This is a genomic window from Rhizobium leguminosarum (genome assembly GCF_004123835.1).
GTDB lineage: Bacteria > Pseudomonadota > Alphaproteobacteria > Rhizobiales > Rhizobiaceae > Rhizobium > Rhizobium leguminosarum_M.
Genome location: NZ_MZMU01000019.1, coordinates 186,967 through 210,180, shown reverse-complemented (window position 1 = coordinate 210,180; position 23,214 = coordinate 186,967). Strand labels below are relative to the sequence as shown.

The window sequence follows — 23,214 nt, the reverse complement described above, 5'->3', positions numbered from 1 at the left end:
GCATGCTGCGGCTCGGCTACCTCCGGCCCCGCCCTGGCGGGGCCTTTTTCGTGCCTTTGCGAAAACCCATTATGCTTGTCGCCGGTTAAGCCCTGTAGGCGACGAGCACGGCGCCTCCCGCAATGAGAATGACGCCAAGCCAGTTCGGAAGCGTTAGGCGTTCGCCGAGAAACAGCACCGCATAGACGGACACGAAGACGACGGACAGCTTGTCGATCGGCGCGACGCGGGCGGCATCGCCGAGCTTCAGGGCTCGAAAATAGCAAATCCAGGATGCGCCGGTGGCAAGGCCTGAGAGCACCAGGAAGAGCCAGCTCCTGCTCGACACCGAGGACGGCTCCTGCCAGCTGCCTGAGATATGGACCATCATTCCCGCCGCCAGCAGGATGACGATGGTGCGAATGAAGGTCGCGAAGTCGGAATTCACGTTCTCGACGCCGACTTTGGCAAAAATCGCCGTGAGCGCAGCAAAGCCGGCGGAAAGAAGCGCCCAAAGCGGCCAGCTTGTCAGAAGGCTTTTCATGCGGCTTGCCCTGTTATGCCCCAAACCTACCAGAGGCAGGAAAAACAAGAATATAGAATGCCTTACGAAGATATGCGGCGAGGAAACCGTTCACGACGTTCCTATCGTGAGCGGTTCGATATCTCGGTCAGACCTTCAACTCGCGCCGCTCGCGCTCGGCCACCATCGCAAGGTCGAGCACCTTCTGCAGGTTGGCAGCGTGGCGGAAGTTCGGGTCCGGCTGGATGCCGCTTGCCACGGCCTCGGCAAAACGCTGGTAGTTGGTCGCCACCGGTTCAACCTCGATCTTCGACCAGGTGGCGGTTTCGACATCCTCGCCGAGGCAGCCGTGCAGCTCGGAACCGCTCGGACGATGGATGACCTCGAGGCTGCCCCTCTCGCCATAAATGCGCAGCTTCAACTCGTTCAGATGCCCTGTCGCCCAGCGACTGGCATGGATGACGCCGAGCGCGCCGTTGGCGAAATCGACAGACATCGTGAAGCTGTCATTGGCATCGAGCAGATATTCGCCGATCTGGCCGCCCGGCGCCTTGTTGAAGGTCTTCAGCCGCGCAAAGACGTGGTCGATGTCGGTCGCCGCGCCATAGGCGGCGAAATCCAGAATATGGATGCCGACGTCGCCGAGCACACCGTTCGAACCGTGACCGGTGGAAAGCCGCCACAGCCAGGTCGATTCCGTGCGCCAGTCGCCCCAGGCGCGCGACACGAGCCAGCTCTGGAGATAGGAGGCTTCCACATGTCTGATCGTGCCGAGCTCGCCGGCGAGCACCATCTCACGGGCGCGCTGCAGCGGCGCGACGTTGCGATAGGTGAGGTTGACCATGTTGATGACGCCAGCCTTTTCGGCCGCCTCCGTCATCTCCAGCGCTTTCGCATAGTTCTCCGCCAGCGGCTTCTCGCAGAACACATGCTTGCCCGCGGCAATCAGCGCCATCGTCGTCGGGTGATGGATGCGGTCGGGCGTGACATTTGTTGCCGCATCGAATTCACCCCAGGCGATCGCCTCCTCCAGCGAAAGAAACCGCTTTTCGATGTTGAACTTGTCGGCGAAGGCCGAAAGCCGCTCAGGATCGGTGTCGACGGCACCGACCACTGTCACGCCGTCGATGAGGGGGAAGCGGGCGAGTTGGTTTTTTGCCATCACCCCCGTGCCAAGAACGAGTAGACGCATGGATGCTCCTCAGCGGTAACCGGCTTCGCCGGCCTGGTGCAGTCTCGGGCCGCGTTCGACGATCGGCTCCAGTGCTTTTTCTACCGGGACATTTGGAGCATCGGTAATGCTCGTCAACGACCCCTCAGGGTTATAGGCCCACTTCACGCCGTTGATCAGCACCTTCTGGACATTGACGTCGTGATAGGTCGGATAGGTCTCGTGGCCGGGGCGGAAATAGAAGATGTTACCGGCGCCGCGGCGCCAGGTCAGGCCCGAGCGGAACACTTCACCGCCCTGGAACCAGGAGATGAACACCGTTTCGAGCGGTTCCGGCACCGAGAACTGCTCGCCGTACATTTCTTCGTTCTCAAGCTCGAAATGCTCGCCGATGCCGGCGGCGATCGGATGGCGCTGGTTGATCGTCCACAAACGCTCGCGCTCACCCGCCTCGCGCCATTTCAGCGCGCAGGGCGTGCCCATCAGCCGCTTGAAGATCTTGGAGAAATGGCCGGAATGCAGCACGAGCAGGCCCATGCCTTCCCAGACGCGCTTGGCAACACGCTCGACGACAACGTCGGAGACCGCGCCGTGATCCTTGTGGCCCCACCAGGTCAAGACGTCGGTTTCGGCAAGGCGGGCTTCGCTGAGGCCGTGTTCCGGCTCCTGCAGCGTCGCTGTCGTCGCCGAGATACCGGGATCGGTGTTCAGCGCATTGGCGATCGTCGTGTGCATGCCTTCGGGATAGATCCCCCGGACGACCGCATTGGTTTTCTCGTGGATATTCTCTCCCCAGACGACGGTGCGAATGGCCATGATGTGCTCCTGTAGAACCTGGAAGTATCGATAGGCGGGAAGGCAGGATTCAAAGCGCTTTGGAAAACGTCGCTGGCTGCGCCTCGTCTCCTCCACGTCCAAGGAACACATAGACCTTTGTCAGTATTTTGACAAAGGGGAAAATTTACCGGCCGAAGACGAAAAAACCGCCCGGCAATATCACAGCAATATCAATGAGAAACCGATTTAGAAAATAGATTGACGACCAAAACGCCGGACATGATCAGCCCGAGCCCGACGATTGCCGGCAGGTCGAGGCGCTGCTTGAAGAACACCAAACCGACCGAGGAAATCAGCACAATTCCCAAAGCGCTCCAAATTGCATAAGCGATACCGACGGGGATGCTTTTCAGCGTCAGCGACAGGCAATAGAAGGCGGCCGCATAACAGGCGACGACGAGTGCCGTCGGCCCGATGCGGGTGAACTGCTGCGACAGTTGCAGCGCGGTCGTGCCGATGACCTCAAGCACGATGGCTGCAAACAGCAGCCCGTAGACGGCGGCGTGGCTCATGGCAAATTCCTTTTCGAATTACCTGCCGGTCAGTTCGACAAGGCGATCGATGAGATCCCGCCTCAGAACGCCGTTGATATCATGGCTTTCCAACGTATCTGCGAACCAAAGTCCGTCGGCGGCGAAACGCACGACTTGTGCATCGAGGGAGGAATCGGTGCCGATATATTCCTCGGCCCGCGCCTGCACCCATTGGCGCCAGCGAAGACGCAGCCGGGGTTCGGCAAGAAGCGCGATCGTTACCTGCGTCCAACTCCTGGAATCGTCGGGACGTTCCTTGAGACCGGATACCGCCCTGAGATAGGCGCGGGTGAAGCGGCCCTGCGGCAGCGGATCGCCGCGCATCAGTTCCTCTATATCGGCGTCGAACTTTTCGAGCAGGCTCTCGAACAGGGCATCGAGCAACGCATTCTTCGTTGGGAAGTGATGCAGCAGCCCGCCCTTGCTGACGCTGGACGCGGCGGAAACCGCATCGAGCGTGACGGCCGCCATGCCGTCGCTGGCAGCAAGGCGCGCGGCGACCTCCAGCAACTGCTGGCGCACGAGTACGGGCTGTTTCTTGCGATGATGAGCGTTCGACATGCAGCTAAAAGATACCGTCCGGACGGTTTTGTCAAGAAGAATCGGCCGAACCCCCTGCCGTCTCGGCATTATGCGCGAAATGCCGCGGCACCTTGATGACAGTTGCGATCATTTTCCGCCCGGTGCATGAAGAGGCCGGGGAATGTCGAGTAATGGCGATGGGATCGGGGATGGTTTCGTGACGGAGAAGGTCACCACCTTATATCAGGCGATCGGCGGCGATCCTGTCGTGCGGGTGCTCACCCACCGCTTCTACGGGCTGATGGACACGCTGCCGGAGGCGAGAAACGTGCGCGCCGTGCATCCGCCGAGCCTTGTGGGCAGCGAAGAGAAATTCTACGAATATATGACCGGTTATCTCGGCGGCCCGCCGCTCTATACCGATAAGCGCGGCCATCCGCGCCTGCGCAGCCGCCATTTCGTCGCCGAGATCGGCCCTGTCGAGCGCGACGAATGGCTGCTCTGCTTCCGCCGCGCCATGGACGAGACGATCTCAAGCCAAGCGTTGCGCGATCTCATTTGGGCGCCGGTGGAGCGGCTCGCCTATCACATGCAGAACAAGGAATAGCCGATGCGCCTCAACGACCGTTTCGTGCCGCTGTTTTATCTGTTGTCCGGCCTGTTCGGTTTTGCCGGCGTGGCGCTCGCGGCCGCCGCCGCGCATGGCGGCGGCAATGCCCACCTGCTCGCCTCGGCATCGGCCATGTGCCTTGCCCATGCGCCTGCCTTACTGGCATTGGCGTTCGGCGTTGACAAGATCAAAACCGCCTGGCTGGCCGGTTTGCTGATCGGCATCGGCACGCTGCTCTTTTCAGCCGATCTCGTCTCTCTGCGTTTTGCCGGTTCCGGCTTGTTCCCGATGGCAGCCCCGACCGGCGGGTTCGCCATGATGTTCGGCTGGCTGGCCGTTGCGGCTGGGGCTGTTTTCCGCGTCCGGCCCTGAGGACCAATCCGCGATCAGCGTTGCGGTATGCGGCCGAAACGCAGGAGATTGCCGTGCGGATCGTGAATGTAGAATTCTTCCATGTTCCACGGCCGCACTTCCATGTCGGTCAGCCGCTCGACGCCCCTTTCGCGATATTCCGTGTGAAGGGCACCGATGCCGCCGCCACGAAGATAGACGGAGGTCTTCTCGCAGAGCGCCGCATCCTCGGTGCGCCAGAAGTGCAGTTCCATGTCGTCGCGCCGCAGGATCAGGTAATCCGGTGCGCGATGCACGATCTCGGCAAAGCCGAGCTTGTCGCGATAAAAGGCCAGCGTCTCATCGATATCGAGCGACGGCAGAACCGGCAGAACCTCAATGCGATCAGGCCCGTGGTTCATATCCCATCGACCACATTGAAGCCTTCGAAAACAGGCGGCCCCTTGTAGATCGCCTTGTGATCGCCGGCATTGCGGTGCGCCGCGCGAAAGCTCTCGGACTTCGTCCAGTTCTGAAAATCCACTTCGCTTTTCCAGACCGTGTGCGAGGAATAGAGCGTATAGCCCTCCTCGTCGTTGACCTTGCCGCGCAGCAGGCGGAATTCGACGAAACCGGGCACCTCGGGCAGGCCGGAATCGCGTTTACGCCAGACCGTCTCGAAATCGCCTTCGCTCCCGGTTGCAACCTTGAAGCGGTTCATTGCGATATACATGGAATCTCCTTACGCCTTCCTTTTGCCCGCCCTTGCCACACGCGAGGGAAAGGCGAGAACATTATCGCCGTTTGCCGCCGCCAGGCCAAGCGGTCTTGTTGCCGCTTCTCCGGGCATGCGCGCTTCCCAGGTGGGAAAGAACATCACATTCTGGTAGATCTGCTGGCGTTCGGCATGCTGCTGGAAAAGTTCGTAGAGTTCGGGCACGAGGCCCTCGCCTGTCTGCGCGGCGAGCTTATGCAGGCCGATCATGGTGAAGCCGTCGGGACGCTGGTCGTTCATCGGGAATTGTCTCGTTCGTTCATCGTCTGCAGCGCACGCTCCAGGCTGGACTTGCTGCCGTTGCGAAGCGGGATGAAGGTCTTGCTGAACTTCTTGCAGCCGGTCTTCACACGCAGGCAGGCATCGTGGCTGATACAGTCGATCGGGCAGAACACGCAGTCGACCGAGGGAAGCAGAGTATCGATGCGGGAAACCGCTTCGCGCAGACCGCCATCATGGTGGATGAGCTCAGCGCCGAAATTGCTGGCGATCTGGCGAAGATGCGCCACCTGGCAGTCACGGCCGCCGACATAAAGGAAACTGCGGCCATCCAGTTTGGACCGTCCGAGGGATGCCTGACCAGCGTCCTCGCCCGCGCTATCGCGGACCTCCCGGTTAGAACCCTTCTTGCCCTTGCGAGCCATATGCCACCCGTTCGCTCGTTGATCGTCACACGATTCCTGCGTGTGCGGGTGGACCTTATTAAACTTGATTTTTAGAGTAAAGTATAAAGTTGATTGTTTTTATCATATTTATTTCCTCCCGATCTCGAAGACCTGCGTGAAGCTCATCGAGATTCCGCCTGGAGGCGGACTGAAGGGTGATGCACGCCGCACAGCGTCGGCAGCCGCCTGATCGATCTCCGGAACGCCCGAGCTTCTGGAGATGACAGCAGAGACAAGATTACCGCTTCCAGTGATGGTCAGCCTCACTCCGGCCGTCCCACTAACATTCTTCGGCTCGCGAAGGGCGCGCCGGATGCGTGCACGAACCTTTCCGCCATAGTTGGCGCGGGCAGCTGTGCCTACCCCGTTATTATTGCTGGCGGCTTGCGAATTACGGTCTGACTGGGCTGACGGATCGCCTTCGGCAATGCCGCGCTCCGAATTCTGTTGCTGCTCGCCATTCCTGCCCGCTGCCTTCTGCGGCGGCCGCTTCTTCTCGACCGATTTCGGCTTCTCCTGCGTCGTCACCTTGGGCTTCGGTGTCGGCGTGACAACTTCCTCAGGCTGTTCCGGCTCCGGCTGGACTTCGGCGGTTTCGACAGGCTTCACCTCTTGCGGGGTCTCCGCGACTTCCGGCTGGGTTTCCGCGGGCTGCACTTCGGTCGGTTGGACCGCAGTCGGCTGTACTTCAGGCGAAACCGTATCGACCGGCACCTGCTGCTGTTCGGGAACGACCGTCGACATCGGCTGTGCGACGGACTCCTCCGCCGGCACTTCGGACACCAGGATCTCAGGCTCGACAGCCGCAGCCGTTTCCGGCGAAACACGCGTCACTTCCGGCGCAGGAGGCTGCTGAATGGGATCCTGCGTCTCGACAGGGGCGACCTCGGTCGGCTGCACGGCTTCCGGCTGCACTTCCGCCGTTTCCGTCGGCTGGATCGTCTCAGGCTGCACAGGCTCCGGAATAATTTCCTGCTGCACAGTCGTTTCGGTCTCGCCGGCTGCCGTCTGATCGACATTGAAATCACCGTACATGACGACGCTCATCGCCTGACCGGCTTCTTCGACCGCCTCCTCCGGCGCCTTGAGGAAGGCAATGAGCAATACAGCGGCCAGCGTCGCGTGGAAAATCAGCGAACCAATGCACGTCAGCGCCACCCGTCGCCGCGCCGGTGCCTTCTCGTCTTCCTGCTTTTCCACCGCCGCATCCATCGGCGGCGCGGGAACGGAGGCTATCGGCTCGGCTTCCGGATGATCGGGAAAGGAGGAGATCTGTGCGAAGCGCGAGTAGTGGACCACCGCCTCGCCGGCCGGCTGCCGCTGCACATTGCGCAGGTCGGAAAGCTCGTGGCCGGGATGCATGTTGTTATCGTTCAGACCGCCGTCAGCGTCCGGCTCCCCGATGAGCACCTGTCTCGATCTGGTCTTCGCTGAAATTGCCATTTGTATGCCTCGGACAGCCTGAAACATGTCCGCCGGGAATCATTCCCAGCGTATCTTAGCCCTCGAAGGGAACCGAAATCTGAGAGCGGGTGACGAGACCCTTCATGCATTCGCCCGCCGCCGGACCGTCGCAGACCGGCGTGTCGTTGATGATGATGCGGGTGACCGTCTCGCACTTCACATTCGGCATATCGAACTGGCGCACGCGCTTCTTGCCCTGCGGCAGATCGCGGAAGTCGAGCACGGTGATGCGGTCGACCGCATTCTTGTCGTTGAAAAAGGCGAGCTCGAAGGAGATCTTGTTGATCGGGGTCTGGAGATTGTTCTCGGCGACGAAAGTCATCATGCAGCCCTTTTGCGATGGCGCCAGAGCGTTGAGTTCGACATCCAGCTTGGCGGTTGCCGCATCCTGCGCCTGGCATACACTTGAAACCACCATCACCATGCCGGCCGCAACAGCCGCAAACCTACCCGTCATCATCTTCTCCGCCATTGTCGCGAACCGCCGCAAGGCGGCCTCATATCAGCAATCTCAAAAACTTGACTGTATTAGTCTCCTATTGCGTCTTTAAAAAACTATGAGTAAGAAAGTCAAGATAATTGTCATCACAACCGGGGACCTGATCACCGGCCTCACGGAATTGCCAACCGAAATGATGGTTGAAAAGCCAGATAACTTTAAGCACGTGCCTCTGCAAAGCGAGCCTGCGGCGCAGCACCGGATCGTCGAAAGCACGGATCTTTTCCGCGGCACGAAGGAGATCATGATTAGACACGACGGCTTGGTCTATCGCCTGAAGATCACCCGTCAGGGCAAGCTCATTCTCAATAAGTAGGGTAGGACATGACCGAACAGACAAGACCGGCGCCAGCCGAAATCCGTGCGTTTCGCGCCGAGAAACCGAAGATGCGCGAGCGTGATATCGCCGCCCAGCTGAAGATTTCCGAAGCAGCCCTCGTCGCCGCCGAAACCGGCATCAGCGTGACCCGCATCGATGGCAGTGCGCTGAAGCTTCTCGAGCGCGTCGCCGGCCTCGGCGAAGTGATGGCGCTGTCGCGCAACGAAAGTGCCGTTCACGAGAAGATCGGTGTCTTCGAAAACATCAAGAGCGGCGCGCAGGCCGCGATCGTTCTCGGCGAGAATATCGATCTGCGCATCTTCCCGAGCCGCTGGGAGCATGGTTTCGCCGTATCCAAGAAGGATGGCGATCAGGAGCGCCTCAGCCTGCAATATTTCGACAAGGCGGGCAACGCCGTGCATAAGGTGCACCTGCGTCCGAGCTCGAATGTCGAGGCCTATCACGCGATCGTCGCCGAGTTGAAGCTGGCAGACCAGTCGCAGCAATTTGTCGAGGCTGAGACCCTAAATGCCGTCGATGAAACCGCCGACGTCAGCCGCGACGAATTGCGCGACAACTGGAGCAAGCTCACCGATACGCACGAGTTCTTCGGCATGCTGAAGCGCCTGAAGATCGGCCGCCAGGCGGCCGTGCGCACCGTCGGCGACGACTATGCCTGGAAGCTCGACAACAGCGCCACGGCAGACATGATGCATGCCTCCGTGAAATCCGGCCTGCCGATCATGTGCTTCGTCGCCAATAACGGTATCGTCCAGATCCATTCCGGCCCGATCTTCAACGTGCAGCCGATGGGTCCGTGGATCAATATCATGGACCCGACCTTTCATCTGCATCTGCGCCAGGATCACATCGCCGAGACCTGGGCCGTACGCAAGCCGACCACGGACGGCCACGTCACCTCGCTGGAGGCTTACAATGCCGAAGGCGAGATGATCATCCAGTTCTTCGGCAAGCGGAAGGAAGGTTCCGACGAACGCGCCGAGTGGCGCGAGATCATGGAAAACCTGCCGCGGGCAGCAAGCGTGGCCGCATAAGGATCGCAACGATGACGATGCGTAACAATCTGCGCCGGATCCGCACCTGGGAACTGGCCCTGACGGCGGCGGTCATGGCGCTGCCGCTGATCCCGACGGCGCCGACAGTCGAAGGCTTCGCCTTCATCCGCGCCGCCCACGCTGAGGAAAAGAAGCTCGACACGTCGCGCCTGGTTTCGGTCGGCGGCGACATCACCGAGATCGTCTATGCGCTCGGCGAGGAAAGCCGGCTCATCGCCCGCGACACGACGAGCATGTATCCTGAGGCGGCGCTGAAGCTGCCCAACGTCGGTTACATGCGCGCGCTCTCGCCGGAAGGCATCCTCGCCATGGACCCGACGGCGATCATCGCCGTCGAGGGTTCGGGTCCGCAGGAGGCGCTGACCGTCCTGAAGAATGCCAGCGTGCCTTTCGAGACCGTGCCGAGCGCCTTTACCCGCGACGGCATCATCGCCAAGATCGACCGTGTCGGCACGCTGCTGGGTGTGCCCGACAAGGCGAAGGCGCTTGAGGAAAAGGTCGCGGCCGATCTCGACGCGGCGATCGCCGATGCCGAAAAGCGCCCGGAGGCCGAGCGCAAGCGCGTTCTCTTCATCCTCAGCGCCCAGAACGGCCGGATCATGGCATCGGGCACCGGCACGGCCGCCGATGGCATCGTCAAGCTCGCCGGCGCCATCAACGCCGTCGGCGCATTCCCGGGCTACAAGCCGCTGACGGACGAGGCGATCATCGAAGCCAAGCCCGACATCATCCTGATGATGAACCGCGGCGACGGCGCCGGCACCAAGAACGAGGACCTGCTGGCTCAGCCGGCGATCGCGCTGACGCCGGCAGGCGAGAAAAAAGCGATCATCCGAATGGATGGCATCTACCTGCTCGGCTTCGGCCCGCGCACCGCAGCCGCCGCGCGTGAGCTCAACACGGCGATCTACGGGGGCTGATCATGGCCCTGCCGCAAGCCATGATCGAACAAAGGCGACGATTCCCGATGGCGGACATCCGCGAAATCAGGCAGGCGGGCGACAGGACGCGGCTCGCCTTGCTGGCAATCGCGCTGCTCGTCGTCGGCTCGGTCTTTTCGATGCTGTTTTCGGTGACGACAGGCGCCTCGGATGCCTCGATCCTCGACGTCATCAGCAACATGGCCGGCTCCGAGGCGGCGCTCAGCACGCGTGACCGGATCATCATCTTCGATATCCGCCTGCCCAGGGCGATCCTCGGTTTCCTGATCGGCGCCTCGCTGGCCGTCTCCGGCACGGTGATGCAGGGCCTGTTCCGCAATCCGCTGGCCGATCCCGGCCTCGTCGGCGTCTCCTCCGGCGCAAGCCTCGGCGCGGTCGCGATGATCGTGCTCGGCGGCGGCCTCGCAGCTCCGCTCGAAGCGCTTCTCGGTATCTACGCTCTGCCGGCGGCGGCCTTCGGCGGCGGCCTCGTCACGACGCTGCTGCTCTACAGGATCGCCACCCGTCACGGACAAACCTCGGTGGCGACGATGCTGCTTGCGGGCATCGCGCTCGGCGCCCTCGCCCTCGCCATCACGGGACTGCTGATCTACATGGCCAACGACCAACAGCTGCGCGACCTGACCTTCTGGAGCATGGGCTCGCTTGCCGGCGCCACATGGACGAAGATCGCCGCCGCCAGCCCGATCATCCTCTTGTCCTTCACCGCCCTGCCCTTTATGGCTCGCGGCCTCAATGCCATCACGCTCGGCGAGGCGGCCGCCTTTCATATGGGCGTTCCGGTGCAGCGGCTGAAGAATGTCGCGATCGTCGGTGTCGCCGCGGCGACCGGCGCGTCCGTCGCCGTCAGCGGCGGCATCGGTTTCGTCGGGATCGTCGTACCGCATATCCTGCGCATGGCGATCGGCCCCGACCATCGTTTCCTGCTGCCGGCCGCAGCTCTGCTCGGCGGCTCCCTGCTGATCTTCGCGGATGTCCTGGCGCGCACCCTGGTTGCCCCGGCCGAGCTGCCGATCGGTATCATCACCGCGGCGGTCGGCGGCCCGTTTTTCCTGTGGATCCTGCTGAAGCAAGGTTCGCGCCTTGCCCTGTGAGTGCCCCTGTGAGTGACCCGCGTGAGTGACCCCTATGAGTGACATTGCGATGATCGAAGTTTCCGGCGTCTCCGTGCGCCTTTCCGGCAAGACCATCATCAGCGACGTCACTTTTACGGCAAAGGCCGGCCAGCTGACGGCGATTGCCGGGCCGAACGGCTCCGGCAAGACGACGACAATGAAAGCCATCTCCGGCGAACTTGCCTATGGTGGCTCGGTGCGCATCGGCGGCGAGGAGGTGAAGGGGCTGAAACCCTGGCAGCTTGCCGCCATTCGTGGCGTGCTGCCGCAGGCAAGCACGATCTTCTTTCCCTTTACCGTGCGCGAGATCGTCCGCATGGGCCTGACATCAGGCCTGAACCTCCATCCCGACAAGGCCGAGCAGACGGCGGCCGCAGCGCTTGCCTCCGTCGACTTGACCGGTTTCGAAGGCCGTTTCTATCAGGAACTCTCCGGCGGCGAGCAGCAGCGTGTACAGCTTGCCCGCGTGCTATGCCAGATCGCCGAGCCCATCGTCGACGGCAAGCCCTGCTGGCTGCTGCTCGACGAGCCGGTCTCGAGCCTCGACATCAGCCACCAGTTGACCATCATGACGCTCGCCCGCAATTTCTGCGAACGCGGCGGCGGTGTCATCGCCGTCATGCACGATCTCAACCTGACGGCGCTCTTTGCCGACCGCATCGTGCTGATGAAATCCGGCCGCCTCGCCGCCGCCGGCGGCATCGGTGAAGTGCTGACGAACGAAACGATGCTCTCGGTATTCGGCTGCGCGCTGCGGATCAACCAGGTGCCGGCCGACGGTACACCCTTCGTGCTCGCCCACAGCGCCATTTCCCGCCCCTGACCGCCGCGCGAGCGGAACTTTTGATCGTCCGGTACGTTTCCGGCAGTGATCTGGGTCAATGCCGGGCGATATCATTCATGCAACGGACGGTGGTGACCCTCGTACGAAACAGGCGGGCTTGCGCGCGCCCCAGCCAATGGAGACAGCCATGAGCTATTCTATCTTCCAGTCCGGCCGCAGCCGCCGCAACGGCACCTTCCACAATTTGGAATCCGGCATCGAGGAGCAGGTCGAGGCGCTTCGCGACGAACTCGCGGAACTGACGCGCCTCGTCGGCAAGAGCTCCCGCCACCAGGGCGAAAAAATCCGCAGCCAGGCCGGCGCCGGCTATGAGGAACTTCTCGGCCGCAGCGAGGATCTGCTACGCGAATTGCAGCGCGGCTATGAGCGCGGCGCGACCGAAATGCGCGATACCGTGCGCAAGCATCCGCTGGCAACCATCGGCGCCGCAGCCGTTTTCGGCCTTGCCATCGCCTTCCTCGCCCGGCGCTGAGGAAGCGCGATGCTGTTTTCGATCCTCAGCCTGCTGACGGGCGCAAGCGTGCACCGAACCGTTGCGCGCGCCAAGCGCAATAGCATCTTCATTGCGCTTGCCGTGCTCTTCCTTCTCACCGCCTATGCGCTGGCCGTCACCGCCGGCGCGATCTGGCTCGCCGGCATCTACGGCCCGGTCGGCGCTGCCCTCTTCCTGGCCGCCTGCGCGCTGCTGATCGCCATCATCGCCCTGGTGGCGATGTCGATCATCAACACCCGGGAAGCACGCCGCGCCCGTGAACGCCGTGCTGCGGTGGAATCGCTGGCAACGGTCGGGCTCGGCCTTATCCGCGCCCAGCCGCTCCTGACCGCCGGCGTTCTGGCGGCAATCGTCGCGGCCAATCTGGTGGGCTCGAAGCGCGAGGACTGATTGATCAGACGTGCAGCAAGCGGCTGCCCCTCACCCTAACCCTCTCCCCGTAAAAAACGGGAAGAGGGGACGTGCCTGCGAGAGCGAGGTGGGAACGGTATGGGCGCGGCATTTCCCTTCGCCCCGCTTGCGGGGAGAAGGTGGCGGCAGCCGGATGAGGGGCGGATACACAATCATATCAATGGCATAACAAAGCAAAAAAAGCCGGCGCCCGAAGGCGGCCGGCTTTCCTCCCGGATATAACTCTTGTCAGAACGCGAAAGCCTTCGATGTCAGCGGCGCCGAGGTGGCGTCGGGGCCGAAATCAGCCTCGCCTGATATCTGCAGCAACTCCTGCAACCGCTGACGGGCCCGGTTGACGCGGCTCTTGATGGTGCCCACGGCGCAACCGCAGATTTCGGCCGCCTCCTCGTAGGAAAAACCCGAGGCACCGACGAGGATGATCGCCTCGCGTTGATCCGGCGGCAGCTGGTCGAGCGCCTTCTTGAAGTCCTGCAGATCGAGCGCGCCATATTGCGAAGGGTGCATCGCCATCGATTCGGTGAACAGCCCGTCGCTGTCCTGCACTTCGCGGCCGCTCTTGCGCATCTGGCTGTAGAGTTCGTTGCGCAGGATCGTAAAGAGCCAGGCCTTCATATTGGTGCCCATCTCGAAATGATCCTGTTTGGCCCAGGCTTTCATGATGGTGTCCTGGACGAGATCGTCGGCGCGGTCGTGCCGCCCGATGAGCGAGATTGCGAAGGCGCGAAGACTTGGGAGTGCCGCCAGCAGTTCCCGCTTAAAGCTGGGTTGCGATTTATCTTCCATGCGAGCGATCCTATTCGGCTATCTTGGCAGAAGCCATCATTTCAGCATGGTCGAGCTTTTCGAGAAGGTCGAGAAAACGATCGGGGATCGCCTCATCCTGTGCAGCCGCATAAAGCGACCGCAGCCTGACGCCGATCTGATTGTTCGGGTCCAGGATGTCACTTGCCTGCAGCTCCAGCTTTCGCTGATCGGCTGCTTCTTTCTTGCGTGTAGTCATCAATTCGTCTTCTCGCCGGTTGTCTGTTCGAGGGGCGGGGATGGGATCAATCACGATTTCAACCATCGACATCGAACCTTGCATTGTCGATGTCGCTGGGATTTGCCGCTGCATGGGTCAAAACGCTACGCCCTTTCTTCGTCGGCTGGAACAATGCGGCGCAACGAAAAAAGTTCCTGCCATTCCGGAACTTTTTTATGAAAGCGACGTTAACCGCTCATTGAAGCCAATGCCGGCCTGTATGCAGGAGCCATTAATGACACTTTCTACTCGGATTGCGCCGCACCTTCCTTATCTGCGTCGCTATTCCCGCGCCCTTACCGGCACTCAGACTTCGGGCGACGCTTATGTCGCCGCGGTTCTCGAAGCCATCATCGCCGATCTGTCGATTTTCCCGGATACGGCGAATGACCGGGTCGCACTTTACAAACTGTTCACGCAACTGTTTGGTTCCACCGCAGTCCAGATTCCAGAGCCGACTTCGCCCTATGCCTGGGAGCAACGCGCCACGCTGAACCTTTCCAAGGTTTCGCCGCGCGCCCGTCAGGCCTTCCTGCTCGCCTCCGTGGAGAATTTTCGCGTCGCCGAAATCGCCGAGATCCTGGAAACCGGGGAACAGGATGTCATGCATCTGCTCGACGTAGCGTCGCAGGAGATTTCCCGTCAGGTCGCAACAGATATCATGATCATCGAGGACGAACCGCTGATCGCCATGGATATCGAGCAGATGGTCGAAAGCCTCGGCCATCGCGTCACCGGCATTGCCCGTACGCATGCCGAGGCCGTGGCGCTTTACAACAAGACCAAGCCGAGCATGGTGCTGGCCGACATCCAGCTTGCCGACGGCAGCTCCGGTATCGACGCAGTCAACGACATCCTCAAGACGTCGAGCGTACCGGTGATCTTCATCACCGCTTTCCCGGAACGGCTGTTGACCGGCGAGCGCCCGGAACCGACTTTCCTTGTCACCAAGCCCTTCAATCCCGACATGGTCAAGGCATTGATCAGCCAGGCTCTTTTCTTCAACGAATCGACCAGAGTGGCCGCCTGAGACGCAATTTTCCGGCCTTCGGAACCAAATCGCCAAAGCAGGCGTTCCGGTGCTACCGGGACGCTCCGGTGGCTTTAACGGTTTTTGCAGCGCTTTGTTCTAGAGTTGACAGGCGGTGTCTGGAAGGGCGCTCCCTTCAGCGACGTTCAAGATGTCACAAGGAAAGGCGGCCGAGTGAATACGACTGAACCATTGTCCGGCATGCCTTTCACGTTCGAAGGCAAAGCCGCAATGATGGAACGCGCGCTCGGCAGCGCCGGGATTTCAATCCTCTGCCAAGACGCCCGACTTTCGATCTTCTACGCCGAAAATCTGCCGCCGCATTTTGCAGCGCTCTTTGTGCCTGGCGGCAGCGACGCTGTCCTCTTTGGCGATGCACACGGCCGATATCTAACAGCGCTGAAGCACAAGGTGCTGGAAACCGGCATCCCCAACAATGCCGAGGTCGAGATCGACGTCGACGGCGAAAGGCGCACGTATGAACTGAAGATCCAGCGTACCGGCGAACGTGGCGCACATGGACTTCTGTCCGTCATGGCTGAAGTCACCGAGAGCCGGCATCGTGAAAAAGTTCTGAAATCGCTGCTGCGCGAACTCTCGCACCGCTCCAAGAACCTTCTCGCCATCATACAGGGCATTGCCACGCAGACGGCCCGTAACACGCTCTCTCTCGACAGTTTCCTCCTCAAATTCCGCGGACGGCTGCAATCGCTTTCCAACTCGCAGGACCTGATCACGGATTCGAGCTGGCGCGGCGCCTATCTCTTCGAACTCGCTGAAAAGCAGTTTGCCCCCTATTGGCCGGAGACGGCCGGCTCGATGCCGATCTATGGCATCAACGCTCATCTGACGCCGAATGCCGCCGTGCATCTCGGGCTCGCTCTCCACGAACTCATCGTCAACTCCGCCTCTTTTGGCGCGATTGCCGGCGGCGCCGCCTCCATCACGCTGAATTGCCGCGAATCCATGATCAACGACAGGAAGGCGATCGAAATCGCCTGGGCGGAAGTGCTGCATGATCAGTCGGAAATCCACGAATTCAGCGACAACAGCTTCGGACGCACCGTGCTGGAGCGTGTCGTGCCCTCGTCGGTCAATGGCAGGGCGGAGTTGAACCTCATTCCCGGTCGCATCGAATATCGTTTGACCATTCCGGAAAGCGAATTCGAGATCTTCAAGCGCGTGTGAAAAGCCGGGAGGCAGCCGAAAACGAAAAACAGCCGGTGCGAGGGCGGCGCACCAGCTGTCTTCACTCACCGGGAGGGGACCGTGAGTACGTCCGGACAGTGGGTTGGGGGCGCGCATGTTGGGTCGATGCGATCACCATCCGGATATCGCAATAACGACGACATCAAACTTTGGTTCCCTGCCACCAACAAAAAAATCGACTTTTTTGAATCTTTTTTCGGATGCCTTTCTCCTGCCGCACGCCCAGTCATTTCATCGACGAGGGTCGGGTAAATTCTCCTAACGAAAACAGTGCATTACTTGGGAGGCCAGAAGAGAAAATCGTAAAAATTTTACCGTTTGATAAATTTTTAAACCTGAGTTACGCTTTCCCTCACAGGCCGTTTACCAATAATGAGGGAACTTCAATGGAACGACTGGAAACCGGGATTCATGCCGGCCGGCTTTCACCCGCCGAGTATGAGGCTAATTTTTCCGATCTTCATCCGCGCCTCGACAATCACGAGGCGCTGGTCGCCGCCGACCGCTGTTATTTCTGTTATGACGCGCCATGCATGACGGCCTGTCCCACCTCGATCGACATTCCGCTGTTCATCCGCCAGATTTCGACCGGCAATCCGATCGGTTCGGCAAAGACGATCTTCGACCAGAACATCCTCGGCGGCATGTGTGCCCGCGTCTGTCCCACCGAAGAACTCTGCGAACAGGCCTGTGTGCGCAACACGGCTGAAGAGCGGCCCGTCGAGATCGGCCGCCTGCAGCGTTATGCGACCGATGCCGCCATGCACGCCGGGCGGCAGTTCTATGCCAGGGCCGAACCGAGCGGAAAGACGATCGCCGTCGTCGGCGCAGGCCCAGCCGGACTTGCCGCCGCCCATCGCCTGGCCGTCAACGGCCACTCGGTCGTCATCTATGACGCCAGGGAAAAATCCGGCGGTCTCAACGAATACGGGATCGCCACTTACAAGACCGTCGACGACTTCGCCCAGAAGGAAGTCGATTACGTCCTTTCGATCGGCGGCATCGAGGTTCGGCATGGGCAGCGTCTCGGCCGCGATTTCTCGCTTTCCGATCTGCAGGCGCAATATGACGGCGTCTTCCTCGGTATCGGCCTTGCAGGCGTCAACGCGCTGCGCATCGAGGGCGAAAACCTTGCGGGCGTCGACGATGCCGTCGATTTCATCGCGGCCCTCCGCCAGGCCGAAGACAAAAGCGAAATCGCCATCGGCCGCCGCGTCGTCGTCCTTGGCGGCGGCATGACGGCGATCGACGCTGCCGTGCAGGCAAAGCTGCTCGGCGCCGAGGAGGTGACGATCTGTTACCGTCGTGGCAAGGAACAGATGAACGCCTCCGAATTCGAGCAGGATCTGGCAAGCTCTAAGGGCGTCATCATCCGCCACTGGCTGGCGCCGAAATCGATCCTGTCGCAGGACGGCAAAGTCGCCGCCATCGAGGTGGAATATACGAGGATTCTCGAAGGCCGCCTGGTCGGCGCCGGCGAAACCGGTGTCATTGCCGCCGACCAGATCTTCAAGGCGATCGGCCAGAGCTTTGACGCCTCTAGTCTCGGTTCGCTGCGCATGGAATCCGGCCGCATCGCTGTCGATGACCAAGGCCATACCTCGCTCGACGGCGTCTGGGCCGGCGGCGACTGTGTCTTCGGCGGCGACGATCTCACGGTTTCGGCCGTCGCCCACGGTCGCGACGCCGCTGAATCCATCCATCGTGCCCTCACCGCAGCAGCCGCTCCGGCTGTCGCGGTTGCTTGAAGGGGAGAATGAACAATGGCTGATCTCCGCAATAATTTCGTCGGCATCAAATCCCCGAACCCGTTCTGGCTGGCGTCTGCGCCGCCGACCGACAAGGCCTACAACGTCGAGCGCGCCTTCAAGGCCGGCTGGGGCGGCGTGGTCTGGAAGACGCTGGGCGAGGAAGGCCCGCCCGTCGTCAACGTCAACGGCCCGCGCTACGGCGCGATCTGGGGCGCCGACCGCCGCCTGCTCGGCTTGAACAATATCGAGCTCATCACCGACCGCGACCTCTACACCAACCTGCGCGAAATGAAGCAGGTGAAGATGAACTGGCCGGACCGGGCGCTGATCGCCTCGATCATGGTGCCTTGCGAGGAAGAGGCCTGGAAGGCGATCCTGCCCTTGGTCGAAGAGACCGGCGCCGACGGCATCGAACTCAATTTCGGCTGTCCGCACGGCATGTCCGAGCGCGGCATGGGCTCGGCGGTCGGCCAGGTGCCGGAATATATCGAGATGGTCGTGCGCTGGTGCAAGCAGTACACCCGCATGCCCGTCATCACCAAGCTGACGCCCAACATCACCGATGTCCGCCGCCCCGCCCGCGCCGCCAAGGCCGGCGGTACCGATGCCGTCTCGCTGATCAACACGATCAATTCGATCGTCTCCGTCGATCTCGACAACTTCGCCCCCAACCCGACTGTCGGCGGCAAGGGCAGCCATGGCGGTTATTGCGGCCCGGCGGTAAAGCCGATCGCGCTCAACATGGTGGCCGAGATCGCCCGCGATCCAGAAACCTACGGCCTGCCGATCTCGGGCATCGGCGGCATCACCACCTGGCGCGACGCGGCCGAATTCCTCGTCCTCGGCGCCAGCAACGTCCAGGTCTGCACGGCGGCGATGACCTACGGCTTCAAGATCGTCCAGGAGATGATCACTGGCCTCTCCGACTGGATGGACGAAAAGGGCCACCGCAACCTCGACGACATTACCGGCCGTGCCGTCCCCAACGTCACCGACTGGCAATATCTGAACCTCAACTACATCGCCAAGGCGAAGATCGACCAGGACGCCTGCATCAAATGCGGCCGCTGCTACATCGCCTGCGAGGATACCTCGCACCAGGCGATCACCAACTTCGTCGACGGCGCTCGCCATTTCGAGGTGATGGACGAGGAATGCGTCGGCTGCAATCTCTGCGTCAGCGTCTGCCCCGTCGAGAACTGCATCACCATGGAGCAGCTTCCCGCCGGCACCCTCGACAAGCGCACCGGTCGCGTCGTTGACCCCAACTACGCCAACTGGACGACGCACCCGAACAACCCGATGGCGCGCCAGGCGGCGGAGTAAGAATTCGCAACGCCGCGGAGAAGATCGATCCGCGGCGTCACATCCTGCCGGCAACGTTCGAAGTGCCAAGTCAGTCTAATCACCGAATGACTTCCGATAGGCACTCGGGCTCGTTCCGAGCCGCCTGCGGAAATGATGCCGCATCGTCGCCAGTGTTCCAAAGCCGCTGGCGGCGGCGATGTCGTCGAGCGAAACAGCAAGTTCCTTCTCCAGCAGGTCGCGGGCATGCCGCAGCCGCTCCTTCAGCAGCCATTCGCCGACGCTGAGACCCGTCGTCGCTTCGAAGCGCCGCTGGAAGGTGCGCATGCTCATGCCCGCTCTTTTGGCAAGCAGGCTGATCGGCTGATCTTCGGAAAGGCTCTCGCGCATCCATTCGATCAGCGGGCCCAAGCGGATACCCTCGCGTTCCTCGGGAACCGGTGCATGAATGAACTGCGCCTGTCCGCCTTCGCGGTGCGGCGGCACGACGAGACGTCTTGCCACGCTGTTTGCGGCCTTCGAACCGAAATCGCCGCGCACCACATGCAGGCAGAGATCGATCCCGGCGGCACTCCCCGCCGCCGTCAGTAGGCTACCCTCGTCCATGTAGAGAACGTCGGCATCGAGCGTGATGTCGGGATAACGTGCAGCGATCGAGGCGACATAGCGCCAATGTGTCGTCGCCCTGCGGTTGGCAAGCAGCCCGGATCCGGCAAGAACCGCAACGCCCGAGCAGAGCGACATGATGCGCGCGCCGCGCTGATGCGCTGCCCTGAGCGCTACGGCGAGCGGTGCCGGCACCGTCGCATCGATCGCCCGCCAGCCGGGCACGACGATCAGGTCCGCCTCATCAAGCACCTCCAGTCCCTTGTCGACCGCGACCGTCAGCCCTCCCGCAGCGCGAAGCGGCCCTGGTTCGATGCCGCAGACCGAGAAACGATACCAATCCGCCCCCATCTCCGGGCGTGGCAGGCCGAAGACCTCGTAGGCGATACCGAATTCGAAGGTGCAGAGCCCGTCATAGGCAAGTGCGGCGACCAGCGGTCCTTGGGTCTGCTGCGGCGATGAGTTTGGCATGATCTTTACGCTGTCGGTCATGATGGCCAATTTCGCTCAGCTCTAGCATCGGCGATACCGGGCGGCAACTTCAGAAAAAAGGAAATCACAAATGCCAAGCCCCGTCGCAGAAATCCCCGCCGCAGCCGCTGATATCGCCGCTGCCCATTATGCAGCCAAGCTTACCTTCGAGACCGATTGCTCCGATGTTCACGCCGCCTTTGCGTCGGGCAAGGTCGATTTCGTACTTCTCGACGCGCGCTCGCCAACGCTCTTCGCACAGGCCCATGTTCCCGGCGCCATCAACCTGCCACATGGCAAGATGACGGCGCACCGCATGTCGACCTGGCCCGCCGAAACGCTGTTCGTCGTCTATTGCGCCGGCCCGCATTGCAACGGGGCGGACAAGGCCGCACTTCGCCTCTCCCGTCTCGGCCTGTCCGTGAAGCTGATGATCGGCGGCATGACCGGTTGGGCCGATGAAGGCTTCTCCCTCGAACAGGGCGTTTCCACTGCCGCCTGACGACAGGGCCGCGCGTCTTTTTAGACGCGCGGTGCTGTAACACATTGAATCGCGATCATCAGAACTCGACGACCACTTTGCCGAAAGGCCCGCGATAGAGATGATCGAGCGCCTCAAGGAACTCGTCGAAGGCATAACGCTTGTCGATCACAGGCTTCAGCCCGGTCTGGTCGATTGCCCGCACCAGATCTTCAAGCGCACGGCGGTGGCCGACGGAAATGCCCTGCACAACCGGCGCCTTGAGCAGCAGCGGGCCGGCCGGGCCGGAAACCTCGAACCCCTCGAACACGCCGATGACGGAAATGCGGCCATTGATCGCCACCGCCTTCAACGCCTGGCCGAGATGCGGGCCGCCGACGATCTCGAGCACGTGGTCGGCGCCATAGCCGCCGGTCAACCGATAGAGTTGCTCAACCCAGTCGCCCTCATGGCGGTTGATCGCGTGATCGGCGCCGAGGGCAACGGCGCGTTCGAGCTTCTCTGCGCTGCCCGATGTGATGAAGACCTCCGCGCCATGCGCCTTAGCGATCTGCAGACCGAACAGCGCCACCCCGCCGGTGCCTTGCACCAGCACCTTGTCGCCGGCTTTCAGACCGCCGCGTTCGATCAGTGCGAACCAGGCAGTCAGCCCGGCGCAGGGCAAGGTGCTTGCCTGCGCGGCATCGAGCGTATCGGGCGCGCGTGAATACCATTCCTCCGACAGCACGGTGTATTGGGAGAGGACGCCAGGATAAAAGCCACCGCGCGTCTTATAGGGTGGTGTGCGCGCATCGCCCAACCCGCGTCCGTCGATCCAGTCAGGCGAAAAGGTCGAGATGACCCGATCGCCCGGCTTGAAACGGCTGACCTCGGGTCCGACTGCCTCGACGACCCCCGCCATATCGGAAGCCGGCACGAAGGGAAATTGCAGCGGCAACCCCATGCCGCTCTCCATCACCAGCCGGTCGCGGAAATTGAGCGAGACGGCTTCCGTCCGCACTAGGACGCTATTTCCCGAAACCGGTTCAAGCCTCCGCTCGCCGATCGTCAGCTGGCGGTCCGGCCCAACCGCGTCGATCTGCCATTGCCGTGTTGTCTGCATTGTCTTGCTCCTTGTTCATTGCAGGGAGGACAAGGATATCGTTGAATATTTCGCACCAGTTGCGATATTAATTCTCCAGAATGGTTCCAAGAAGGAAACAAATGGAACAGCTGAAAGGTATCTCGATCTTTGTCGAAGCCGTCGAGGCAGGTGGCTTTTCGGCCGCCGCCGAGCGGCTCCATCTCACGCGTTCGGCGGTCGGCAAGACCATCGCACGGCTGGAACAGCGTCTCGGCGTGCGGCTTTTCAACCGTACGACACGCATGCAGAGCCTTACCGAGGAAGGCCGTTTCTTCTACGAGCGCTGCCTGCGGGCGGTGGAGGAAATTCGCCTCGGGGAAGCCATGCTGGAATCCGGTCGGCGTGACGTGCGCGGCCGACTGCGTATCTCGATGCCTGTGCTTTTCGGCCGCCATTGCATCGCGCCGGTCCTGGCACGCCTGCTCGATGAACATCCGGACCTCGAACTCGACCTTTCCTTCAACGACCGTATCGTCGACCTGCTCGAGGACGGCTTCGATCTTGTCATTCGCAACGGGCCGTTGAAGGACAATCCGGATCTGATGGCCCGGGCAATCGCCCGCCAGCGCATGACCGTCTGCGCATCGCCCGCCTATCTGGAAAAACATGGCGCGCCGCAGACAGTCTTCGATATTCCCCAGCATGAGGGCATCGTCTACAGGCGGGGCGATGACGACAAGGGTTGGATTTTTCCGACTGCGACCGATCCCGGGCGGCGGATGCCGCCAAAGGCGCGACTGCGGCTCGACGACCTCGCTTCGATCTCCGATGCCGCCGTCGCCGGGCGCGGTCTTGCCTGGCTCCCCTGCTGGCTGATCCGCGAGGAGGTGCTTGCAGGCCGGCTCATTCAGGTGTTGAAGCAGGAACCGGCCAATGTCTTCGATGCCCATGCCGTTTGGCTGCGCTCTCCGGTCATGCTGCCGAAGGTGCGGCTCGCGATCGATACACTCGCCGCCGGACTGCCGGCAATGATGGGCTGAAGCGCTCGCCGCGCGTCTGCGAGCGACGAGAAACCCATGTTTTTCCTAGACGTTTCCCTGGAAATCACTCGTTGCCGCAGTATATCCGCTAGTTCACCGTCCGTTGTGGACGGCCGCCATATCACTC

Annotated in this window: 30 protein-coding genes; 15 read left to right on the top strand and 15 right to left on the bottom strand. The window is 61.6% G+C overall.

Translation table 11 applies throughout. The features are described 5' to 3' along the window. Positions 1 to 85 precede the first annotated feature (85 nt). From B5P46_RS27890 to B5P46_RS27870, 5 genes are all read right to left on the bottom strand, one after another. Positions 86 to 523: an EamA family transporter gene (locus B5P46_RS27890; RefSeq protein WP_129421552.1), complete on the bottom strand. Its 438-nt coding sequence runs from the start codon at positions 521 to 523 to the stop codon at positions 86 to 88. 127 nt (positions 524 to 650) lie between these two features. Then, positions 651 to 1,694, bottom strand: a complete 1,044-nt coding sequence (locus B5P46_RS27885; RefSeq protein WP_129421551.1) for a Gfo/Idh/MocA family protein — start codon at positions 1,692 to 1,694, stop codon at positions 651 to 653. Positions 1,695 to 1,703: 9 nt separating this feature from the next. Further along, positions 1,704 to 2,489: a ThuA domain-containing protein gene (locus tag B5P46_RS27880; RefSeq protein WP_129421550.1), complete on the bottom strand. Its 786-nt coding sequence runs from the start codon at positions 2,487 to 2,489 to the stop codon at positions 1,704 to 1,706. Between the two features lie 191 nt (positions 2,490 to 2,680). After that, positions 2,681 to 3,022: an SMR family transporter gene (locus B5P46_RS27875; protein ID WP_129421549.1), complete on the bottom strand. Its 342-nt coding sequence runs from the start codon at positions 3,020 to 3,022 to the stop codon at positions 2,681 to 2,683. An 18-nt stretch (positions 3,023 to 3,040) separates the two neighbouring features. Beyond that, on the bottom strand, positions 3,041 to 3,604 hold the full coding sequence (locus tag B5P46_RS27870) for a TetR/AcrR family transcriptional regulator (protein ID WP_003542198.1): 564 nt from the start codon (positions 3,602 to 3,604) through the stop codon (positions 3,041 to 3,043). A 178-nt stretch (positions 3,605 to 3,782) separates the two neighbouring features. Here B5P46_RS27870 and B5P46_RS27865 point away from each other — a divergent pair, with 178 nt between their 5' ends. Together B5P46_RS27865 and B5P46_RS27860 are read left to right on the top strand one after the other, a co-directional pair. Continuing rightward, positions 3,783 to 4,172: a group II truncated hemoglobin gene (locus B5P46_RS27865; RefSeq protein ID WP_129421682.1), complete on the top strand. Its 390-nt coding sequence runs from the start codon at positions 3,783 to 3,785 to the stop codon at positions 4,170 to 4,172. A 3-nt stretch (positions 4,173 to 4,175) separates the two neighbouring features. Further along, complete coding sequence (locus B5P46_RS27860; protein ID WP_129421548.1) at positions 4,176 to 4,547, top strand: DUF423 domain-containing protein; 372 nt, start codon at positions 4,176 to 4,178, stop codon at positions 4,545 to 4,547. A 14-nt stretch (positions 4,548 to 4,561) separates the two neighbouring features. Here the strand turns inward: B5P46_RS27860 and B5P46_RS27855 are convergent, their stop codons facing one another. The 6 genes from B5P46_RS27855 to B5P46_RS27830 all read right to left on the bottom strand — a co-directional run bounded on the left by B5P46_RS27855 (position 4,562) and on the right by B5P46_RS27830 (position 7,866). Continuing rightward, positions 4,562 to 4,927: a bleomycin resistance protein gene (locus tag B5P46_RS27855; RefSeq protein WP_129421547.1), complete on the bottom strand. Its 366-nt coding sequence runs from the start codon at positions 4,925 to 4,927 to the stop codon at positions 4,562 to 4,564. After that, positions 4,924 to 5,238, bottom strand: a complete 315-nt coding sequence (locus B5P46_RS27850) for an antibiotic biosynthesis monooxygenase family protein (RefSeq protein ID WP_129421546.1) — start codon at positions 5,236 to 5,238, stop codon at positions 4,924 to 4,926. The genes B5P46_RS27855 and B5P46_RS27850 overlap by 4 nt, the downstream gene beginning before the upstream one ends. A gap of 9 nt (positions 5,239 to 5,247) precedes the next feature. Beyond that, positions 5,248 to 5,520 (bottom strand): hypothetical protein, encoded by a 273-nt coding sequence (locus tag B5P46_RS27845; RefSeq protein ID WP_129421545.1) that lies wholly within the window; start codon positions 5,518 to 5,520, stop codon positions 5,248 to 5,250. Beyond that, positions 5,517 to 5,924 carry a DUF2325 domain-containing protein gene (locus tag B5P46_RS27840; RefSeq protein ID WP_017961700.1) on the bottom strand — a complete coding sequence of 136 codons (408 nt, stop codon included), beginning with the start codon at positions 5,922 to 5,924 and terminating at the stop codon, positions 5,517 to 5,519. The genes B5P46_RS27845 and B5P46_RS27840 overlap by 4 nt, the downstream gene beginning before the upstream one ends. A gap of 108 nt (positions 5,925 to 6,032) precedes the next feature. After that, positions 6,033 to 7,388: a TonB family protein gene (locus B5P46_RS27835; RefSeq protein WP_129421544.1), complete on the bottom strand. Its 1,356-nt coding sequence runs from the start codon at positions 7,386 to 7,388 to the stop codon at positions 6,033 to 6,035. Positions 7,389 to 7,443: 55 nt separating this feature from the next. Beyond that, the gene (locus tag B5P46_RS27830; RefSeq protein ID WP_129421681.1) at positions 7,444 to 7,866 is read right to left on the bottom strand and encodes a hypothetical protein; all 423 of its coding nucleotides are present in this window, start codon (positions 7,864 to 7,866) and stop codon (positions 7,444 to 7,446) included. Between the two features lie 175 nt (positions 7,867 to 8,041). Here B5P46_RS27830 and hemP point away from each other — a divergent pair, with 175 nt between their 5' ends. The 7 genes from hemP to B5P46_RS27795 all read left to right on the top strand — a co-directional run bounded on the left by hemP (position 8,042) and on the right by B5P46_RS27795 (position 13,086). Continuing rightward, positions 8,042 to 8,224: a hemin uptake protein HemP gene (gene hemP / locus B5P46_RS27825; RefSeq protein WP_129421680.1), complete on the top strand. Its 183-nt coding sequence runs from the start codon at positions 8,042 to 8,044 to the stop codon at positions 8,222 to 8,224. Positions 8,225 to 8,232: 8 nt separating this feature from the next. Beyond that, on the top strand, positions 8,233 to 9,282 hold the full coding sequence (locus B5P46_RS27820; RefSeq protein WP_129421543.1) for a hemin-degrading factor: 1,050 nt from the start codon (positions 8,233 to 8,235) through the stop codon (positions 9,280 to 9,282). Between the two features lie 11 nt (positions 9,283 to 9,293). Beyond that, positions 9,294 to 10,223: a heme/hemin ABC transporter substrate-binding protein gene (locus B5P46_RS27815; RefSeq protein WP_129421542.1), complete on the top strand. Its 930-nt coding sequence runs from the start codon at positions 9,294 to 9,296 to the stop codon at positions 10,221 to 10,223. Between the two features lie 2 nt (positions 10,224 to 10,225). After that, complete coding sequence (locus tag B5P46_RS27810) at positions 10,226 to 11,338, top strand: FecCD family ABC transporter permease (protein WP_129421541.1); 1,113 nt, start codon at positions 10,226 to 10,228, stop codon at positions 11,336 to 11,338. A 49-nt stretch (positions 11,339 to 11,387) separates the two neighbouring features. Beyond that, entirely contained in the window at positions 11,388 to 12,182 is a 795-nt protein-coding gene (locus B5P46_RS27805) for a heme ABC transporter ATP-binding protein (RefSeq protein ID WP_129421679.1), read from the top strand. Positions 12,183 to 12,330: 148 nt separating this feature from the next. Beyond that, a complete protein-coding gene (locus B5P46_RS27800; protein WP_129421540.1) occupies positions 12,331 to 12,675 on the top strand; it encodes a DUF883 family protein in 345 nt (114 codons plus the stop codon). Between the two features lie 9 nt (positions 12,676 to 12,684). Beyond that, complete coding sequence (locus B5P46_RS27795; protein ID WP_129421539.1) at positions 12,685 to 13,086, top strand: hypothetical protein; 402 nt, start codon at positions 12,685 to 12,687, stop codon at positions 13,084 to 13,086. Positions 13,087 to 13,335: 249 nt separating this feature from the next. Here B5P46_RS27795 and B5P46_RS27790 read toward each other — a convergent pair whose 3' ends face one another. Beyond that, positions 13,336 to 13,893: an RNA polymerase sigma factor gene (locus tag B5P46_RS27790; RefSeq protein ID WP_003542247.1), complete on the bottom strand. Its 558-nt coding sequence runs from the start codon at positions 13,891 to 13,893 to the stop codon at positions 13,336 to 13,338. Between the two features lie 10 nt (positions 13,894 to 13,903). Next, entirely contained in the window at positions 13,904 to 14,110 is a 207-nt protein-coding gene (locus tag B5P46_RS27785) for a NepR family anti-sigma factor (RefSeq protein WP_129421678.1), read from the bottom strand. Positions 14,111 to 14,366: 256 nt separating this feature from the next. Here B5P46_RS27785 and B5P46_RS27780 point away from each other — a divergent pair, with 256 nt between their 5' ends. The 4 genes from B5P46_RS27780 (at position 14,367) to preA (ending at position 19,447) form a co-directional block, all read left to right on the top strand. Beyond that, positions 14,367 to 15,161 carry a response regulator gene (locus B5P46_RS27780; RefSeq protein WP_129421538.1) on the top strand — a complete coding sequence of 265 codons (795 nt, stop codon included), beginning with the start codon at positions 14,367 to 14,369 and terminating at the stop codon, positions 15,159 to 15,161. Between the two features lie 192 nt (positions 15,162 to 15,353). Then, a complete protein-coding gene (locus B5P46_RS27775; RefSeq protein WP_206735418.1) occupies positions 15,354 to 16,349 on the top strand; it encodes a sensor histidine kinase in 996 nt (331 codons plus the stop codon). Positions 16,350 to 16,756: 407 nt separating this feature from the next. After that, positions 16,757 to 18,118 carry an NAD(P)-dependent oxidoreductase gene (locus B5P46_RS27770; protein ID WP_129421537.1) on the top strand — a complete coding sequence of 454 codons (1,362 nt, stop codon included), beginning with the start codon at positions 16,757 to 16,759 and terminating at the stop codon, positions 18,116 to 18,118. Between the two features lie 15 nt (positions 18,119 to 18,133). After that, positions 18,134 to 19,447 carry an NAD-dependent dihydropyrimidine dehydrogenase subunit PreA gene (gene preA, locus B5P46_RS27765; protein WP_129421536.1) on the top strand — a complete coding sequence of 438 codons (1,314 nt, stop codon included), beginning with the start codon at positions 18,134 to 18,136 and terminating at the stop codon, positions 19,445 to 19,447. A gap of 75 nt (positions 19,448 to 19,522) precedes the next feature. Here preA and ftrA read toward each other — a convergent pair whose 3' ends face one another. Next, a complete protein-coding gene (gene ftrA / locus B5P46_RS27760) occupies positions 19,523 to 20,524 on the bottom strand; it encodes a transcriptional regulator FtrA (RefSeq protein WP_129421535.1) in 1,002 nt (333 codons plus the stop codon). A gap of 70 nt (positions 20,525 to 20,594) precedes the next feature. Here ftrA and B5P46_RS27755 point away from each other — a divergent pair, with 70 nt between their 5' ends. Next, on the top strand, positions 20,595 to 21,005 hold the full coding sequence (locus B5P46_RS27755; RefSeq protein ID WP_129421534.1) for a rhodanese-like domain-containing protein: 411 nt from the start codon (positions 20,595 to 20,597) through the stop codon (positions 21,003 to 21,005). 58 nt (positions 21,006 to 21,063) lie between these two features. Here the strand turns inward: B5P46_RS27755 and B5P46_RS27750 are convergent, their stop codons facing one another. Further along, the gene (locus B5P46_RS27750; RefSeq protein ID WP_129421533.1) at positions 21,064 to 22,086 is read right to left on the bottom strand and encodes a zinc-dependent alcohol dehydrogenase family protein; all 1,023 of its coding nucleotides are present in this window, start codon (positions 22,084 to 22,086) and stop codon (positions 21,064 to 21,066) included. A 101-nt stretch (positions 22,087 to 22,187) separates the two neighbouring features. On the opposite strand from B5P46_RS27750, the gene B5P46_RS27745 reads away from it, so the two are divergent. After that, positions 22,188 to 23,087 (top strand): LysR family transcriptional regulator, encoded by a 900-nt coding sequence (locus B5P46_RS27745; protein ID WP_129421532.1) that lies wholly within the window; start codon positions 22,188 to 22,190, stop codon positions 23,085 to 23,087. The last annotated feature ends 127 nt before the right edge of the window (positions 23,088 to 23,214 follow it).